A 15477-nucleotide genomic window follows, 5' to 3' on the forward strand; every position below is an offset into this window, starting at 1 on the left:
TTCAACGGAGTTCCACCATGCCACGCGAACCACACAACAACCACTACCAGGTCCTGATCATCGGCGGCGGCCAGGCCGGCCTGTCGCTCAGTTACCTGCTCAAGCAACAGGGCGTATCGCACCTGATCCTGGAAAAGAACCGGCTCGGCCACGCCTGGCGCAGCGAGCGCTGGGACAGCTTTTGTCTCGTGACGCCGAACTGGCAATGCACCTTGCCCGGCTTCGCCTACCAGGGAGACGACCCGGACGGCTTCATGGTCAAGCAGCAGATCGTCGACTACATTGACGCGTACATCGCCTCGTTCGGCCCGCCGGCGCTGGAAGGCGTCAGCGTCACCGGCGTCAGCCGCGACGCGAACGGCGCGTATCGGGTTGACACCAGCGCCGGCGCCTACCATGCGGAGCAGGTGGTGATCGCCGTCGGCGGCTACCACACGCCGATCCTGCCGGCCGACGCCGCGCAGTTGCCGGTCGGCGTGGCGCAGTTGCATTCGTCGGACTACCTGAATCCGGCGCAGCTGCCGGCCGGCGAGGTGCTGGTGGTGGGCACCGGGCAGTCCGGCTGCCAGATCGCCGAAGACCTGCATCTGGCCGGCCGCCGCGTGCACCTGTGCGTGGGCGATGCGCCGCGCGTGGCGCGCCGGTATCGCGGCAAGGACGTGGTCAAGTGGCTGGATGAAATGGCGTACTACGATCTGCCGGTGGACAAGCACCCGCTGGGCGTCGGCGTGCGCGAGAAAACCAATCACTACGTCACCGGCCGCGATGGCGGCCGCGATATCGACCTGCGCAAGTTCGCGCTGGAAGGCATGCAGCTATATGGCCGCTACGAAGGGTTGAAGGACGGCGTGGCGCGTTTCGGCGACGACCTGCAACGCAACCTCGACGGCGCCGACGCGGTCTACCTCAAGATTAACGCCAGCATTGACCAGCACATTGCCAAACATGGGCTGGACGCGCCGCAGGAAGCGCCATACGCGCCGCTGTGGCAGCCGCCGGCCGATGCGCCAACCACGCTCGACATGGGCCGCATCAGCGCGGTGGTCTGGTGCATCGGCTTCCGCACCGATTTCCGCTGGGTGGATGCGCCGATCTTCGACCAGCGCGGTTATCCGCAGCACGAGCGCGGCGTCACGGCGCAGCAGGGCTTGTATTTCCTTGGGCTGCCATGGCAGTACACCTGGGGATCTGGCCGTTTTTCGGGCATTGCCCGTGACGCGGCCTACCTGGTCGAGCACATCACGGCGGCCGCTAGGCCTGGAAGCGCTGCGCCAGTTCCTGCTCACGAAACGCCTGCGTAACGAAATCGACGAAGGCGCGCGTCTTCGCCGGCAACAGCTGCTGGCTGGTGAAGTACAGCGAGATGGGGCCGGCGTCGTCGGCCCAGTCGGGCAGGATGCGCACCAGCTGGCCGCTTTCCAGGTATTGCAGCACATTGGGTACGGCCAGCATGGCCACGCCCATACCCATCAACACCATCTGCAACACGCCGTCCGGCTCGGTCATGGTCATGCGCGGCGTCATTTCCGCGATCTGCTCCTGGCCCGCGCGGTTGCGCAAGCCCGCATGGCGCAGGCGGCCGGTGATTGCCGATCGCATCACGATGCCGTCGAAATCCTTTAGATCGGCCGGCGTGGCAGGTGTGCGCCGGCCCTTCAGGTACTGCGGCGAGGCCACGGCGATGATCTTGATCCGGGCCAGCTCCCTGGCCACCACGCCGGGCGTCAGCTCGAAGCCGCCGCCGATGGCCGCGTCGTAGCCGCCGGCGATCAGGTCGACCTGGCGGTTGTCCAGATGCCAGTCCGGCCGCACGGCCGGGTAGCGCTCCAGGAAAGCCGGCATCAGTGGCAGCAGGAAGTCGCGTGCGAAGCCGGGAGCGGCGCTCAATTTCAGCGTACCGGCCGGCTGGCCGGCGTGGGTGCTGACGTCTGCAATCGCCGCCTGGATGCTGTCCAGCCCGCCTGAAACAGCCTGGAGAAACCGTTCGCCCGACTCGGTCAGCGTCAGCCCGCGCGTGCTGCGCTGGAACAGGCGCACGCCCAGGTTGCGTTCCAGCTGGGCGACGTTGCGGCTGACGGCGGCGGGTGTCAGCGCCAGCCGGCGCGCAGCTTCGGAAAAGCTGGCGAGTTCGGCGCTGCGGACAAAGGATTCGAGGTTGGAGAGGGTTTCCATCGCCCTTGCTTTCAATGTTTGCTTGAAAGTGATTATATCCAGTTCTGACTACCGCTGTGGGATCGACGCAACCATACTGGTTCCATCGTCATCAACCACTGAAGGGAAATCATCATGAGCAAACTGAACAACAAAATCGCTATCGTCACCGGCGGCAGCCGTTCCATCGGCGCGGCCATCGCCAAGCGGCTGGCCGCCGACGGCGCCACCGTGGCCATCACCTACAACGCCTCGCCGGAGAAGGCGCAGCAGGTCGTGGCCGACATCGAAGCCGCCGGCGGCCGCGCGATCGCCATCCAGGCCGACGCCGGCAATCCGGACGCGGTGCGCCAGGGCGTGGCCGCCGTTGCGGCGCAGTTCGGCAAGGTGGACATCCTGGTCAACAACGCCGGCATCAGCGTGTTGGGCAATCCGCAGGAAATCCCGTTTGAAGACTTCCAGCGCATTTTGGCCGTGAACGTTACCGGCGTTTTCGTCGCCACCCAGGAAGCGCTGAAACACATGGGGCAGGGCGGCCGCATCATCCACATCGGCAGTTCGATGGTGCAGTACGCGGCGTTCGGTACCGCTTCGGCCTACACGCTGACCAAGGGCGCGGTGACCGGCTTCACGCGTGGCCTGGTGCGCGACCTCGGCCCACGCGGCATCACGGTCAACACCGTCCATCCCGGCCCGACCGATTCGGACATGAATCCGGCCGACGGTCCGATCGCCGATTTCATCAAGCCCAACATCGCCGTGGGCCGCTATGGCCGGGGCGAGGACGTTGCCGCTGCTGTCTCGTATCTGGCCGGCGAGGAAGCGTCGTTCGTGTCGGGCGCCGAGCTGATGGTTGACGGCGGCTTTACCGCTTGAGGAGCACACCATGAACATCGCAATCATCGGTGCCGGCGCCATCGGCGCGGCCATTGCCGTGGCCGATCCGCGCTCGGAAGGTGGACGGCGTGTGCTGTTCCTGTCCGGCGACGAGCGCGCGGCCAAGGTGGACGTGGCGGCGCTGATCGAGCGGCTGGGTTTCTTCGCGCTGGATCTGGGCGGCGTCGAGCAAGGGCGCCTGCAGCAGTTCCCAGGCGTCCCGCTGCCGTCGCTCAACCTGGTGAAATTCGGATGAGCGCCGTGGGACCAGCATCGACCAGCGGCGTGCAGCCGCATGCTCCTGCCGCAGCCGCGCCGTGGGCCGCAGTCGCCTCGGTGGGCATTGGCGCCTTTGCGCTGGTGACTTCGGAGTTTCTGCCGGTTGGCCTGCTGCCGCAGATTGCCCATGACCTGGGCATCACGCCGGGACAGGCCGGCCTGATGGTGACGCTGCCGGGCGTGATCGCCGCCGTCATGGCGCCGTTTACCCTGGCATTCGCGGGCAACCTGGATCGTCGCCACCTGCTATGCGTGCTGCTGGCGATGCTGGCGGCTGCCAACCTGGCGGTGTCGCTGGCCACCAGCCTGCCGGTGGTGCTGGCGGGCCGCGTGCTGCTGGGGATTGCCATCGGCGGCTTCTGGACCATCGGTGGTTCGCTGGGACCGCGCCTGCGGCCGGGCGCGGAAGGCACCAGGGCGACCTCGCTGATTTTCTCCGGCGTGTCGGTCGGCACCGTGGCCGGCGTTCCCGTCGGCACCCTGCTTGGCAATGCGCTGGGCTGGCGCATGGCGTTCGGCGCGGCGACTGCGGTGGCGCTGGTGGTGGTCGCGGTGCTGATGGCCGTGCTGCCGTCGCTGAAACCGACGCAGGCGCAAGGCTTCGGCGATGTCGGCAGCGTGCTGAAAGTGCCCAAGGTGCAGGTGGGCCTGCTGGCGATCCTGCTGATCTTCGTCGGGCAGTTTGGCTCCTACACTTACATCACGCCATATTTGCTGCAACATGCCGGCATTGGTGCGGGAGCGATCAGCGCCATCCTGTTTGGCTACGGCGCGGCTGGCTTTGCCGGCAATCTGGTGGCAGGCTGGGCGGCGTCGCGCAGCGTCAAGGGTACTTTGGTCGCCACGGCGGCGATGATGGGCGGCGCGATTGCTCTGATGGTGACGGCTGCCGACCACGCGCTGATGGTGGTGCCGTTGCTGATGGTGTGGGGACTGGGCTTTGGCATGCTGCCGATTGCCGTGCAGAGCTGGCTGTTCAGCGCTGCGCCAAGCAAGCTGGAAGCGGTGTCGGCGGTCTTCGTATCCAGCGCACAGGCATCGATAGGCGCCGGCGCCTTGGTGGGCGGGCTGCTGCTCGACCACTTCGGCCTGCCCAGCGCGATGTGGCTGGGCGCCCTGGCTACGCTGCTGGCGGCGGTAGCGGTGGCGCTGGTGAAGCAGCGCTCACTTGCCTAGCAAGCGCAGAGATTCTTCCCAATTGCCGGCCCAGGCATGCAGGAAGTCGTGGGTCTTGAAGGCGCGTTTCAATGGACCGAGCGGCGCGCGGTAGACGTCGTGCAGTCCCAGCGCCAGCGTGACGGGATTCCACACGGCGTTGCGCCTGGATTTGCGCGCGCTCGCCTTGACGCGGGCACCGTCGTCGCCAAAAATGCCGATGGCTTCGTCCAGCGCGCGCGCCAGATCCATTTTGGCTGTGCCGGCAAACGCCAACAGCACTTCTTCCTTGCTGATGCCGGCCTGCGTTTCGCTTGCCTTTTCGACGGGCGCCGGCTTATTCAGCCTGGCCATCAGGCGTTCCAGGTCTTTCTTCTGGAAGCGCAACTGGTCGAGCGGCCGGACGAAGCCGGGCGCGGGCAGCCGCACGGGCAGCTTGTAGGCGTCTTTAGTGAAGGTGATCAGCACATCTGCGCTGCCGGCCGCCAGGCGGGCGACGTCTTCCTCGAAGAAGATCGGCGCCGGATAGCCGCCGTTGGCGTCGCCGAACAGCTCGGGATAGGCGGCGTCGTAGTCCAGCCACACCACCGGCGTGACGGCGTTTTCCAGCAGACGCGCCAGCGTCCAGGCGGAGCCGGTTTGTTGCGCCAGCCAGGCGCAGGCTTCGGCGGTGGTGGCCCGGAAGGGCAGGTCGATATTGCTCATTGCTTGTTGGGAGACGGATGCACAGGCGCGCAGGATAGCATGCCGCCGTCACATGCCCATGATCTGCCGCCCCATGGCGATGCCCGAGTTGGTCATCACGAAGCCGGCCTGCAATTGCTGCTGTTCCCATTCGCGTAGATTGGCGTCGATGTCCAGGCGCTCATTGCGCAACGCCAGGGCCAGCGCCAGCGCGTTGGCGGCCGCCTTGGCGCTGCCGCCGGCGGTATGCGGCCGGGGAATGAAGGCGGCGTCGCCCAACAGGATCACGCGGCCGAAGACCATCTGATTGACTTGCAGGTCCTGTATGGTTTGCAGAAAAATGTCGTCGGTCGCCGCCATCAGGTCCTGGAACGCCGGCGCCAGCATGGTGCGGCCCTGGCTGCGCAGGGCGTCCATGTCCGCCTGCTTGGCGGTGTCCGGCGGCAGCGAGAACGCATGGCGCCGGCCGTTGCGGTCCACCAGGATCTCGGCCAACGCCTCGTCCGTCGCCTTGCGATACCACACCCAGTTCCAGCGCCGCTCGCCTTGATTGACGGAACCGTCCTCGCCCGGCACCATATATTCCAGCAGCATGTGGTCCGGGCCTTGCTGGAAGGCGAACACGCCATCGAGCAGCTTGCGCGTCCGCGCGGGCGCGGCCAGTTCCGGCGCCAGGCCGCGCCATGCGACGTAGCCGGCATAGTGTGGTGTGCTGCCGGGCAGCAGCAGATTGCGCAGCGTCGAATGGGGACCGTCGGCGCCGATCAGCAGGTCGCCGGTGGCGGTGCGTCCGCTGGCAAAAACAGCGTGGACCTTGCCACGCTCCTGCTCGAAGCGGACGAACGCCTCGCCGCGATGGATCTGTTCATCGGCGACCGTGTCCTTCATCATGCCGTACAGCGTGCCCCACGAGGTTTGCGTCTGCGGCATGAAGCTGCGGTGCACCACCTGGTTGGCGCCCTCCAGGTAGATACGGTCGCTGGACGGCACGCCGATCGTGTCGGTGTACTTGATGCCGGCAAAACGAAACGCCGCCAGCACGTCGGGTTGCAGCACCAGGCCGCCGCCGCGCGTATCGAGTTCGTGCGGCGAGCGTTCGAAGATTTCAAAGGTCCAGCCGATCGCCCGCAGCGTCACGGCGGCAAACAGTCCGCCCAGCGAACCGCCGATGATGATGGCGTGCGGCTTAGTGTTCATGATGGGCTTGCAGCTGGAGCAGAATGGCCGCCAGCGATTCGGCGGACTGGGCGCCTTCGACGCGCAGTCCGCCGATCAGCAGGTTGGGCACGCTATGGATGCCGGCGTTGCGGGCCTGGACCAGGGCGGCGTCGATCGATTTTTCGCCTCCCGCGCCGGCGAGGAAGTCGCGGGCCGCGACAGTATCCAGCCCGACGCGCGCGCCGATCGCCAGCAACACGTTGAGGTTGCCGATGTCCAGGCCCTCGGAAAAATAACCGGAGAAGATGGCCTCGAACAGCGCGCTGCTTTTGTCGCTGTCGCCCGACGATTGCGTGTACGCCATCAGCCGGTGGGCCAGCTTCGTGTTCGGCGTGACCGCGACGCGCTCGTAGTGAAAATCCAGGCCGACCAGCTTGCCGGCCTGCGTGACATCCTCGTCCATGCTCTGCGAGCGTGCCCAGTTGCCGAACTTGGCGCTGCGATAGGCCTGGCGGTTCATGCCTTGCGCCGGCATGTCGGCGTTGAGCTCAAACGGCAGGTAGCGGATCCGCAGCGCGTCCTCGACGTCGGCCAGGACCAGCGCCGACTTCAGGTTTTGGTGGCCGATCCAGCACCAGGGGCAGATAAAGTCCGATGTCACGTCAATGGTGGTTGTCATGTTGGCTCCGTAATCATGGTCAGTGCATGCCGGCGGCACGCATCAGGTAGTGCAGCAGCGTGGCGACGACGCCGAGCGCCGCCACGCTCAGGGTCCAGATGAGCACCATCCAGCCGATCCGGCCCAGCCACAGTCGCGCGTTCATCAGTGATATCCCTCGCCCAGCTTCACCTTGCCGCGGAAGACGTAGTAAGAAAACGCCGAATACATGAGCGTGAAGGGAAGAATCAACAGCGTGCCCACCAGCGTGAAGCCCTGGCTGCTTTCCGACGATGCGGCGGCCCAGATGGACAGCGTGGGCGGCACGATATTCGGCCAGATGCTGATCGCCAGCCCGGTGTAGCCGAGGAAGATCAGTCCCAGCGACGCCAGGAACGGTCCCTGGTGCGGGGTCTTGCCCGCCAGGGACCGCAACAGCAGCGCCACGCCGGCCAGCACCAGGATCGGCACCGGCGCGAACCACAGCATGTCGGGCCAGGTGAACCAGCGCGCCGCCACGTCGGCGTCGGCCAGCGGCGTCCAGATGCTGACCGCGACGATGGCCAGCACTAGCAGCATGGCCAGCGGACGCGCCGTCTTCAGCATCCGCTGCTGCAGCGCGCCCTCGGTGCGGTAGATCAGCCAGGTGCAGCCGAGCAGCGTATAGGCCACCATCACGCCCACGCCGCACATCAGCGGGAACGGCGCCAGCCAATCGAACGCGCCGCCGGAAAACTGCGGTCCGGACGGCGTGGCGGCCAGCGGAATGCCATGCACGTAGGCGCCCAGCGCCACGCCCTGGAAGAACGCCGCCGTCAGCGAGCCGCCGATGAAGGCCTTGTCCCACACGTGCCGCTCGTGGTCCAGCGCCTTGAAGCGGAACTCGAAGGCGATGCCGCGGAAAATCAGCCCCAGCAGCATGAAGATCAGCGGCAGGTACAGCGCGCTCAACACGATGGCGTAGGCGCGCGGGAAGGCGGCAAACAGCGCCGCGCCGCCCAGCACCAGCCAGGTCTCGTTGCCATCCCACACCGGCGCCACGGTGTTCATCATCACATCGCGCTCGTGACGGTCCGGCACGAAGGGATACAGCATGCCGATGCCGAGGTCAAAGCCATCCATCACCACGTACATGAACACGCCGAAAAAGATGATGACGGCCCAGATGCTGCTCAGATCGATACCCATTAGTGTGCACTCCCTTCAGTGACGAAGCGCGCCGGCCCGCCGCGCATCAGCCGGAAAATATAAGTGATCGCCACGCCGAACACAAAGGCATAGACCACGATGAACAGGCACAGCGACAGCGCCAGCGTGCCGGCGGCGTGGGTGGACACCGCGTCCCGGGTCCGCAGCAGCCCATACACCACCCACGGCTGGCGGCCGATCTCGGTGGTGTACCAGCCGGCCAGGATGGCCACCAGCCCGGCCGGCCCCATCAGCGTTGTCAGGCGCAGGAACCAGGGCGACGAATACATGGCATGGCGTTTGCGCAGCCACAGCCCGCACAAGCCCAGCGCGATCATCGCCAGCCCCAGCCCGACCATCACGCGGAAGGTGAAGAAGATGATGCTGGCATTCGGCCGGTCCTCCTTCGGAAATTCCTTCAGCCCCTTGATCTGGCCGCCCCAGGTATGGGTCAGAATCCAGCTGCCCACGCGCGGAATCTCGATCTGCAGGTGGTTGCTTTCGCTGTTCATGTCGGGCAGGGCAAACACCACCAGCGGCAGCGGCTCGTCGCCCTGGTTTTCCCAGTGGCCCTCCAGGGCGGCTATCTTCGCCGGCTGGTGTTCGAGCGTGTTGATGCCGTGCGCGTCGCCGATCACGGCCTGGATCGGCGCGGTCACCAGCAGCATCCACATCGCCATCGAGAACATGGTGCGCACGGCCGGCGTGTCGTTCTTGCGCAGCAGATGCCAGGCGGCGCAGGCGGCCACCACCATCGCCGTGGCCAGGAAGGCGCCGACGCTCATGTGCAGCAGCCGGTACGGAAACGACGGATTGAAGATGATCGCCAGCCAGCTGTCCGGCGCCAGCACGCCGTGCTCGATGCGGTAGCCCTGCGGCGTCTGCATGAAGCTGTTCGAGGCGAGGATCCAGGTGGTGGAAATCAGCGTGCCGATGGCAACCATGGCGCTGGCAAAGCAGTGCAGGCCGGGGCCGACACGGTTCCAGCCGAACAGCATCACGCCGAGGAAGCCGGCTTCGAGGAAGAACGCGGTCAGCACCTCATAGGTCAGCAGCGGCCCGGTGATGCCGCCGGCGAACTGCGAAAAGAAGCCCCAGTTGGTGCCGAACTGGTAGGCCAGCACGATGCCCGAGACCACGCCGATGCCGAAATTGACGGCAAAGATCTTCAGCCAGAAGTGATAGAGATCGCGGTACACCTCGCGCCGCGTGCGCAGCCAGCACAGTTCCAGCACCGTCAGGTAGCTGGCCAGCCCGATCGACAGGGCCGGGAAGATGATGTGAAAGGAGACGGTGAAACCGAACTGAATCCGGGCCAACTCCAAGGCGGTGAAACCTGGCATGTATATTCTCCCAATGTGCCGTGCCGGCGATGATGGACGGCGGGCGGCGGACGTTCTGGACGTCCTGCCGCACGATCAGCTTCCATCATAACCAGCGCGGCGACATCGGGAAATTGGCATTGGGAGAGGTAGCTTCCTATACCCTTTGGGGATCACTTCGGCGCCGCTTCCCCCGGATGGTTGAAGGCGGCGGCGTCGCCGGTGAACATTTCTTCCAGTTCCAGGCGGCCTTTGCGGGTCATCGAGATGATGGTGTCCTGGTCCTGCTGGTGCGGATACACTTCCATCAGCATCTTCAGATTGTGCGTGCGGAACAGGCTGGCTGCCTGCTGCGCGCGCTCGGCCGGGAAGCCCAGCTGCTGCAGCACGCTGGCGCCCAGCTGCAGGGCCGCCTCGAAGGTTTCGCGCTCGATCAGCGTCACGCCCCGGTCCAGCAGGTCGTAGTAGTGGCTGACGTTGCGCGCCCGCGCCAGGATGGTCAGCGACGGCAGGCGTTCGCGCACCGCGTCCACCAGCGCCAGGCTGGCCTCGACATCGTCGATCGCCACCACCAGCGCGCTGGCCTTGCCGATGCCGGCCGCCTCCAGCAGGTCGATGCGGGTGGCGTCGCCGTAAAACACTTCGTAGCCGAACTTGCGCAGCAGCTCGATCTGGTCCGGATCATGGTCCAGCACGGTTACGCCGATGCGATTGGCGGCCAGCAGGCGGCCGACGATCTGGCCGAAGCGGCCGAAGCCGGCGATGATCACCGGGTTCTCGACCTCGATGGCGTCCGGCGCGCGCTTCTTTTTGGCGGTGCGCAGGCCCGGCGCCACCAGTTTGTCATAGGCCAGCAACAGCAGCGGCGTGGCCACCATCGACAGCGTCACCACCATCACCAGCATGGCCGACACGTCGGCCGGCAGCACCCTGGCGTCCGCCGCCGCGCCGAACACCACGAAGGCGAATTCGCCGCCCTGCGACATCAGCAGGGCAAAGAACAGGCGCTGGCCGGGCGGAATGTCGAACCAGCGGCTCATGCCGTATAGCAGGCCGCCTTTGACGAGGATCAGCGCGCAAGCCAGCGCCGGCACCAGCAGCGGATGGTCGCGCAGCACGCCGAAATCGGCCGACATGCCGACCGCCATGAAGAACAGGCCGAGCAGCAGCCCCTTGAACGGCTCCAGGTCGCTCACCAGCTGGTGGCGGTACTCCGAGTCGGCCAGCAGCACGCCGGCGGCGAAGGTGCCGAGCGCCAGCGACAGGCCGACCCACTCCATCAAAAGGCAGATGCCGATCACCAGCAGCAGCGCAAAGGCGGTGAACAGCTCGCGCAGGCCGGTGCGGGCGATGAAGCGCATCACCGGATTGACCAGGCAGCGGCCCACCGCGATCAGCGTCAGCATCACGGCCACCAGCTTGACCGCGCGCTGCCAGCCGGCGCCGCTGGATTCGGAGGCCACGCCGGCCAGCAGCGGCACCAGCGCGATCATCGGAATCGCGGCGATGTCCTGCAGCAGCAGGATGGAGAAACTGGCCGAACCGGCCGGACTGGGCATCAGCTTGCGCTCGCCCAGCGTGGCCAGCACGATGGCGGTGGACGACAGCGACAGCCCGAGGCCGGCGACGATGGCGACCTTGGTATCGATGCCGAAGGCCAGCGCCAGCGCGGCCAGCACCGCGCTCACCACCAGCACCTGCGCGCCGCCCCAGCCGAAAATCGGCCGCCGCAGCGACCACAGTTTTTTTGGTTCCAGTTCCAGGCCGATCAGGAACAGCATCAGCACCACGCCGAATTCGGAGATGCTCAATACGTCTTCGACATTGCCGATCAGCGACAGGCCCCAGGGGCCGATCAGGGCGCCGGCCATCAGGTAGCCGAGCACGGCGCCCATGCCGATGCGCTTGGCCAGCGGCACCAGCAGAACCGCCGCCGCCAGATAAAACACCATGTGTAGCAGAATGCCGTGGGCCATAAGCGGGTCCGTGTTGAGTATTAGAAGTCCGACAATCGGTCCCGACATTGTAGCCCAGCCCTGCGTGCGTCCAGTTGACTCATACGGAAGAGGCATAAGTGAAATGCCGCTGCGCCTCTCACTGCCTTCCAGAGCCGCGCCTATACTCATTTCAGACGGTCGGCAACGGCCGAACTTGACCGAAACAACCTTTCTACTGGAGTGAAAAATGATTGACGAAAATGGCCCACACTATTTTGTAGCGTTTCAAACCCCTGGCCCCAAATGGGTGCAGGGCGTGCAGTACAACGAGCAGCCCGAGTTCATGGACCACGTGGCGTATATGCTCAAGATGCAGGAAGCCGGCATGACGGTCCTGAGCGGCCCGTTCATGAAAAAAGCCGGCGGCCTGAATGGCGTGCTGGCGGATGGCGGCATGACGATCTTCAAGGCGGCCGATCTGGCGGAGGCGATCAGGATCGGCTCCGACGATCCCACGGTGAAATCCGGCATGCTGAATGTGGAAGTGAAAATGATGTGGGTGCCGTTCCACACCTGATAGTAGACTTAAAGCCCCGGCGATTTTCGCCGGGTTTTTTTTTAGACGTTATAACCGCCGTCGGCATCGATGATGGCGCCGGTGATGTAGGAGGCTGCGGAGCTGGCCAGGAACAATATCGGTGCGATGATCTCTTCCAGGCGGCCGTAGCGCTTGATGCACAGGTTCTGCAACAGTGGTGCAATGGCGTCGCGCATATGGGCGTTGATGTCGGTCTGCATGAAGCCGGCATGCACCACGTTGACGGTAATGCCACGGTCAGCCAGGTCGCGCGCCGCGCCACGCGCATAGCCGTCGATGGCGGCCTTGATCGACGCCATGTCCGACATGCCGGGAGCGCCGGGCCGTACACCGAGGTTGGAACCGACGAACACAAAACGTCCGCCGTCGCCCATCACCTTGGACGCGGCGCGCACGATGGCGCGGAAGCCGCCGTTGGCGACGGCCCAGTAGTGTTCGAACATGGCGTCGTCGCGCAGCGGATCGTCGGCCGTGCCGAAGCGGTCGATCGATGCGCTGTTGATCACAATGTCCAGCCGTCCGAAATGGGCGATGATGTCGCCGATCAGTTTCGGCGCCTTGCTCGCATCCGCCTGATCGGCTCGCAGCGACAAGGCGCGCACGCCGTGCGCTTCGATGTCCGCCACCACGGCGGCGGCCTTGGCGATCGAATCCGGCGAAACAAAGGTGAACGCGACGTCGGCGCCTTGTGCCGCCAGCGCCCTGGCGGTGGCCGCGCCGAGTCCGCGTGCGCCGCCCGTTACCAGCGCAACCTTGCCGGCCAGCGGTTTATGCGCGGCGCTCATTTGCCACCGCCAAGCTTTGCCATCAGGGGCACCATGCGTTGTTCGACCTCGTCGCGCGTCCGGGCCCACGCCGGCACTTCGTCAAGCAGCCGCTGGTGCCATGCCATCACATTCGGGAATTCGGCATAAGGAGGGAAGGTGCGCGACAGGTGGGTAAAGGTCGCAGCCAGGTCGATGTCGGCCAGCGAGAAGCGGTCGCCAACGACGTAACGGCGGTCCTTCAAGTGCGCTTCGAGCGTGGTGGCAAATTTGCGGATCGACGCGTCGGCGTCGGCGAGCGCGCGCGGATCTTCGGGCAAGCCCATGGCCACCTTGACGATGCGCTCCGTGAACAGCGCCGGTGGTCCCTGACGCCAGTGTTCGCCGGCCCAGAACATCCACTGCAACGTCAGCATGCGGTCGGCGCCGGACGGCAGCAGGTCGGCGCCGAACTTCTCGGCCAGATGCAGGTTGATGGCGGACGCTTCCCACAGGACGACGTCGCCGTCCACCAGCACCGGAATCATGCCGTTGGGATTGAGCGCGAGGAATTGCGGGGTGCGGTTGTCGCCGTTGAACAGGTCGATCAGCTCGAAATCGAATTCAGCGCCGATGTGGTACAGCGCGGCCAATACGCGGCGGGTGCTGCCCGAGCCTGGGTCACCATAGAGTTTCATTGTTTATGCCTTTCAGTTGGTTTGTGGAGCGAGCAGCACTTTGCCGCCCGCGAGGGTATGGGCGATGGCGTCGGCCACCTCGGACAGCGCGTAGGTACGGGCCACCGGCGTATGCAGCTGGCCGGCCGCCACCATCTGCGCCGCTTCGCGCAGCAGTGCCGGGATCTTGCTTCTGTATTGCGGACGGTTCTGATAGAAGAAGTGGCTGCTGATAGACTTGAACATCAGTGGCATCAGGTCGCCGGGCGCGACTTTCTCGCCGCTCATCATGGCGTAGGCAACCAGGGCGGCGCCGGGTGACAGGAACTCGATCAGGCGCGCGGTTGAGGCGCCGGAGACGCCATCCAGTGCCAGCCGCACCTTGCCGTTGCCGATCAGTGCAGCAGCCTTGGCGGCGGCGCCTGGTTCGTCGAGCAGCACGACGTCGCCGCCGGCCGCCTGGATTTCCGGAATCAATTCCGGCCGGCGCACCAGGTTGATCGAGCGCAGTCCGCGCGCCTTGGCCAGCGCTATGGCGGCGCGGCCGACGCCGGAGTTGGCGGCGTTCTGCACGATCCAGTCGCCCGGCTGCAAGTCCACGTATTCGCTCAACATCAGTCCTGCGGTCAGCGGATTAATGCGGATCATCGACAACTGCAGCGCGTCGGCGTCTGGCGGCAGCGCGAACAGCTCGTCGGCCTGCACCAGCATGCGTTCGCGCCAGGTGCCGCTGTACAGCGGTGGCGTCACCAGATCGCCTTGCCGGACGTTGGTCACGCCATCGCCGAGCGCCAGCACACGGCCGACCGCTTCGTTGCCCAGCACGGCCGGCAGCTCGGGATGGTAAGGAAAATTACCGCCCATGACCAGCAGGTCGTTGTGGTTGACCGGTGCATACAGCACTTCGATCAGCACCTGGCCGGCCGCAGGCTGGGCCGGCTCGGGAATATTGACGTAGGCCGGCACCTCGGTGGGATCGCCGAAGGCTGGCAGATGGACTGCGCGCATGATGAACTCCTGTTTCGATGAGTAGGTAGGCCACCAAGATAGCGCCGCGCCGCTGCCGCCACCAGACGGCCACGGCGCATTTCACTTATGTCTGTGGCACATGAATACGGCGCGGTACAATCGCCTGTCCCGTTCCGCCGGAGTCGCCATGCACGATTACCTGTTTGCCCTGAAGCTGTTCGTTCGCGTCGCCCATACCGGCAGTTTCTCGGCGGCGGGGCGCGAGCTGGCGCTGACCCAGCCTTCCGTGTCGCGCACCATCTCCAGTCTGGAGCAGGAGGTCGGTATCCAGCTGCTTACTCGCACCACGCGCGCGGTGGCGTTGACCGAGGCGGGAGCGGATTTCCTGGCGCGGGTGGAGAGCATTCTGTCCGCGTTGGAGGAGGCGGAGCAGGCGGCACGCGGCACAGGCGAGTTGCGCGGCGTGCTGCGGCTGGGCGTCACCACCAGCTTCGCGCTGCGCGTGGTGGTGCCTTTGCTGCCGGCGTTTGCGGAGTTGCATCCGGCGCTGCATGTGGAATTGCTGATGAACGACCAGCGCCAGAACCTGATCGCCGATGGCGTCGATGTCGCCGTGCGTTACGGACCGTTGAGCGACTCGGGCGCAATGGCGCGCCGGCTCGGCGCCACGCCGCGACTGCTGGTGGCCGCGCCGTCCTACATCGCCAAGGTCGGAGCGCCGCTGTCGCCGCGCGACTTGCACAAATACAGGATGATCAGCGCCCGCACCATAGCCGGCAATGCGTGGGCCTTCGCCAAGGACGGCGAAACGGTGCAGGTGAAGATTGCCGAGCACATGGTCGTTAGCGTCAACGAGGTATCGGCTGCGGCGGCTGCCGCCGGATTGGGCATCGCGTCGCTAAGCCTTTCCGGGTGCGTGCAGGAGCTTCGCGCCGGTACGCTGGTGCGGCTGCTGCCGGACTGGGACATGGGCTCCATCGAGGTCAACGCGGTGTTTTCCGCCGGCCGCGCATCCAAACCATCGGCCAAGGCATTTGTCGAATTCCTGCGGCCGAAGTTGCAGGAATTCGGCATTTCCTGAA

17 protein-coding genes are annotated in these 15477 nt (G+C 65.6%); 6 read left to right on the forward strand and 11 right to left on the reverse strand.

The window, feature by feature from the left end; genetic code table 11:
• Nucleotides 1-17: 17 nt before the first annotated feature.
• Entirely contained in the window at nucleotides 18-1301 is a 1284-nt protein-coding gene (locus GJ695_RS17310; protein ID WP_154366853.1) for an MSMEG_0569 family flavin-dependent oxidoreductase, read from the forward strand.
• Here the strand turns inward: GJ695_RS17310 and GJ695_RS17315 are convergent.
• Nucleotides 1252-2172 carry a LysR family transcriptional regulator gene (locus GJ695_RS17315; protein ID WP_154366855.1) on the reverse strand — a complete coding sequence of 307 codons (921 nt, stop codon included), beginning with the start codon at nucleotides 2170-2172 and terminating at the stop codon, nucleotides 1252-1254. The genes GJ695_RS17310 and GJ695_RS17315 overlap by 50 nt on opposite strands.
• 114 nt (nucleotides 2173-2286) lie before the next feature.
• Between GJ695_RS17315 and GJ695_RS17320 the strand changes: the two genes are divergently transcribed.
• From GJ695_RS17320 to GJ695_RS17330, 3 genes are read left to right on the forward strand one after another with little or no spacing between them, the layout of a single operon-like run.
• Nucleotides 2287-3027 carry a 3-oxoacyl-ACP reductase family protein gene (locus tag GJ695_RS17320; protein WP_154366857.1) on the forward strand — a complete coding sequence of 247 codons (741 nt, stop codon included), beginning with the start codon at nucleotides 2287-2289 and terminating at the stop codon, nucleotides 3025-3027.
• 10 nt (nucleotides 3028-3037) lie between these two features.
• Nucleotides 3038-3283 (forward strand): NAD(P)-binding domain-containing protein, encoded by a 246-nt coding sequence (locus GJ695_RS17325; protein WP_208023351.1) that lies wholly within the window; start codon nucleotides 3038-3040, stop codon nucleotides 3281-3283.
• A gap of 5 nt (nucleotides 3284-3288) precedes the next feature.
• Nucleotides 3289-4482, forward strand: a complete 1194-nt coding sequence (locus GJ695_RS17330; RefSeq protein ID WP_208024206.1) for an MFS transporter — start codon at nucleotides 3289-3291, stop codon at nucleotides 4480-4482.
• Here the strand turns inward: GJ695_RS17330 and GJ695_RS17335 are convergent.
• The 7 genes from GJ695_RS17335 to kefC all read right to left on the reverse strand — a co-directional run bounded on the left by GJ695_RS17335 (nucleotide 4471) and on the right by kefC (nucleotide 11447).
• Nucleotides 4471-5166, reverse strand: coding sequence for a hypothetical protein (locus GJ695_RS17335; protein WP_154366861.1), 696 nt, complete (start codon nucleotides 5164-5166; stop codon nucleotides 4471-4473). The genes GJ695_RS17330 and GJ695_RS17335 overlap by 12 nt on opposite strands.
• 48 nt (nucleotides 5167-5214) lie before the next feature.
• Nucleotides 5215-6342, reverse strand: coding sequence for an FAD binding domain-containing protein (locus GJ695_RS17340; RefSeq protein WP_154366863.1), 1128 nt, complete (start codon nucleotides 6340-6342; stop codon nucleotides 5215-5217).
• Nucleotides 6332-6982, reverse strand: coding sequence for a DsbA family oxidoreductase (locus tag GJ695_RS17345; protein WP_154366865.1), 651 nt, complete (start codon nucleotides 6980-6982; stop codon nucleotides 6332-6334). The genes GJ695_RS17340 and GJ695_RS17345 overlap by 11 nt, the downstream gene beginning before the upstream one ends.
• A 19-nt stretch (nucleotides 6983-7001) precedes the next feature.
• The gene (locus GJ695_RS17350; protein ID WP_154366867.1) at nucleotides 7002-7127 is read right to left on the reverse strand and encodes a DUF2474 domain-containing protein; all 126 of its coding nucleotides are present in this window, start codon (nucleotides 7125-7127) and stop codon (nucleotides 7002-7004) included.
• Nucleotides 7127-8149, reverse strand: a complete 1023-nt coding sequence (gene cydB / locus GJ695_RS17355) for a cytochrome d ubiquinol oxidase subunit II (RefSeq protein ID WP_154366869.1) — start codon at nucleotides 8147-8149, stop codon at nucleotides 7127-7129. The genes GJ695_RS17350 and cydB overlap by 1 nt, the downstream gene beginning before the upstream one ends.
• A complete protein-coding gene (locus tag GJ695_RS17360; protein WP_154366871.1) occupies nucleotides 8149-9492 on the reverse strand; it encodes a cytochrome ubiquinol oxidase subunit I in 1344 nt (447 codons plus the stop codon). The genes cydB and GJ695_RS17360 overlap by 1 nt, the downstream gene beginning before the upstream one ends.
• 152 nt (nucleotides 9493-9644) lie before the next feature.
• Nucleotides 9645-11447 (reverse strand): glutathione-regulated potassium-efflux system protein KefC, encoded by a 1803-nt coding sequence (gene kefC, locus GJ695_RS17365; RefSeq protein WP_154366873.1) that lies wholly within the window; start codon nucleotides 11445-11447, stop codon nucleotides 9645-9647.
• A 208-nt stretch (nucleotides 11448-11655) separates the two neighbouring features.
• On the opposite strand from kefC, the gene GJ695_RS17370 reads away from it, so the two are divergent.
• Nucleotides 11656-11985, forward strand: coding sequence for a YciI family protein (locus GJ695_RS17370; RefSeq protein WP_154366875.1), 330 nt, complete (start codon nucleotides 11656-11658; stop codon nucleotides 11983-11985).
• A gap of 41 nt (nucleotides 11986-12026) precedes the next feature.
• Here the strand turns inward: GJ695_RS17370 and GJ695_RS17375 are convergent, their stop codons facing one another.
• Genes GJ695_RS17375 through GJ695_RS17385 form a run of 3 tightly spaced genes read right to left on the reverse strand, consistent with a single transcriptional unit; the run spans nucleotide 12027 to nucleotide 14434 of the window.
• Nucleotides 12027-12791, reverse strand: coding sequence for an SDR family NAD(P)-dependent oxidoreductase (locus tag GJ695_RS17375; protein ID WP_154366877.1), 765 nt, complete (start codon nucleotides 12789-12791; stop codon nucleotides 12027-12029).
• Complete coding sequence (locus GJ695_RS17380; RefSeq protein WP_154366879.1) at nucleotides 12788-13447, reverse strand: glutathione S-transferase family protein; 660 nt, start codon at nucleotides 13445-13447, stop codon at nucleotides 12788-12790. The genes GJ695_RS17375 and GJ695_RS17380 overlap by 4 nt, the downstream gene beginning before the upstream one ends.
• 12 nt (nucleotides 13448-13459) lie before the next feature.
• Nucleotides 13460-14434 (reverse strand): zinc-dependent alcohol dehydrogenase family protein, encoded by a 975-nt coding sequence (locus GJ695_RS17385; RefSeq protein ID WP_154366881.1) that lies wholly within the window; start codon nucleotides 14432-14434, stop codon nucleotides 13460-13462.
• Between the two features lie 148 nt (nucleotides 14435-14582).
• Here GJ695_RS17385 and GJ695_RS17390 point away from each other — a divergent pair, with 148 nt between their 5' ends.
• Nucleotides 14583-15476, forward strand: a complete 894-nt coding sequence (locus GJ695_RS17390) for a LysR family transcriptional regulator (protein ID WP_154366882.1) — start codon at nucleotides 14583-14585, stop codon at nucleotides 15474-15476.
• The last annotated feature ends 1 nt before the right edge of the window (nucleotide 15477 follow it).

This window comes from Duganella alba (assembly GCF_009674495.1).
GTDB lineage: Bacteria > Pseudomonadota > Gammaproteobacteria > Burkholderiales > Burkholderiaceae_D > Rugamonas > Rugamonas alba.

What these genes read in the sequence shown, in the direction of transcription:
- GJ695_RS17310 (WP_154366853.1), top strand. Translation starts at nt 18, where the DNA reads ATGCCACGCGAACCACACAACAACCACTACCAGGTCCTGATCATCGGC.
- GJ695_RS17315 (WP_154366855.1), bottom strand. Translation starts at nt 2,172, where the DNA reads ATGGAAACCCTCTCCAACCTCGAATCCTTTGTCCGCAGCGCCGAACTC.
- GJ695_RS17320 (WP_154366857.1), top strand. Translation starts at nt 2,287, where the DNA reads ATGAGCAAACTGAACAACAAAATCGCTATCGTCACCGGCGGCAGCCGT.
- GJ695_RS17325 (WP_208023351.1), top strand. Translation starts at nt 3,038, where the DNA reads ATGAACATCGCAATCATCGGTGCCGGCGCCATCGGCGCGGCCATTGCC.
- GJ695_RS17335 (WP_154366861.1), bottom strand. Translation starts at nt 5,166, where the DNA reads ATGAGCAATATCGACCTGCCCTTCCGGGCCACCACCGCCGAAGCCTGC.
- GJ695_RS17340 (WP_154366863.1), bottom strand. Translation starts at nt 6,342, where the DNA reads ATGAACACTAAGCCGCACGCCATCATCATCGGCGGTTCGCTGGGCGGA.
- GJ695_RS17345 (WP_154366865.1), bottom strand. Translation starts at nt 6,982, where the DNA reads ATGACAACCACCATTGACGTGACATCGGACTTTATCTGCCCCTGGTGC.
- GJ695_RS17350 (WP_154366867.1), bottom strand. Translation starts at nt 7,127, where the DNA reads ATGAACGCGCGACTGTGGCTGGGCCGGATCGGCTGGATGGTGCTCATC.
- cydB (WP_154366869.1), bottom strand. Translation starts at nt 8,149, where the DNA reads ATGGGTATCGATCTGAGCAGCATCTGGGCCGTCATCATCTTTTTCGGC.
- GJ695_RS17360 (WP_154366871.1), bottom strand. Translation starts at nt 9,492, where the DNA reads ATGCCAGGTTTCACCGCCTTGGAGTTGGCCCGGATTCAGTTCGGTTTC.
- kefC (WP_154366873.1), bottom strand. Translation starts at nt 11,447, where the DNA reads ATGGCCCACGGCATTCTGCTACACATGGTGTTTTATCTGGCGGCGGCG.
- GJ695_RS17370 (WP_154366875.1), top strand. Translation starts at nt 11,656, where the DNA reads ATGATTGACGAAAATGGCCCACACTATTTTGTAGCGTTTCAAACCCCT.
- GJ695_RS17375 (WP_154366877.1), bottom strand. Translation starts at nt 12,791, where the DNA reads ATGAGCGCCGCGCATAAACCGCTGGCCGGCAAGGTTGCGCTGGTAACG.
- GJ695_RS17380 (WP_154366879.1), bottom strand. Translation starts at nt 13,447, where the DNA reads ATGAAACTCTATGGTGACCCAGGCTCGGGCAGCACCCGCCGCGTATTG.
- GJ695_RS17385 (WP_154366881.1), bottom strand. Translation starts at nt 14,434, where the DNA reads ATGCGCGCAGTCCATCTGCCAGCCTTCGGCGATCCCACCGAGGTGCCG.
- GJ695_RS17390 (WP_154366882.1), top strand. Translation starts at nt 14,583, where the DNA reads ATGCACGATTACCTGTTTGCCCTGAAGCTGTTCGTTCGCGTCGCCCAT.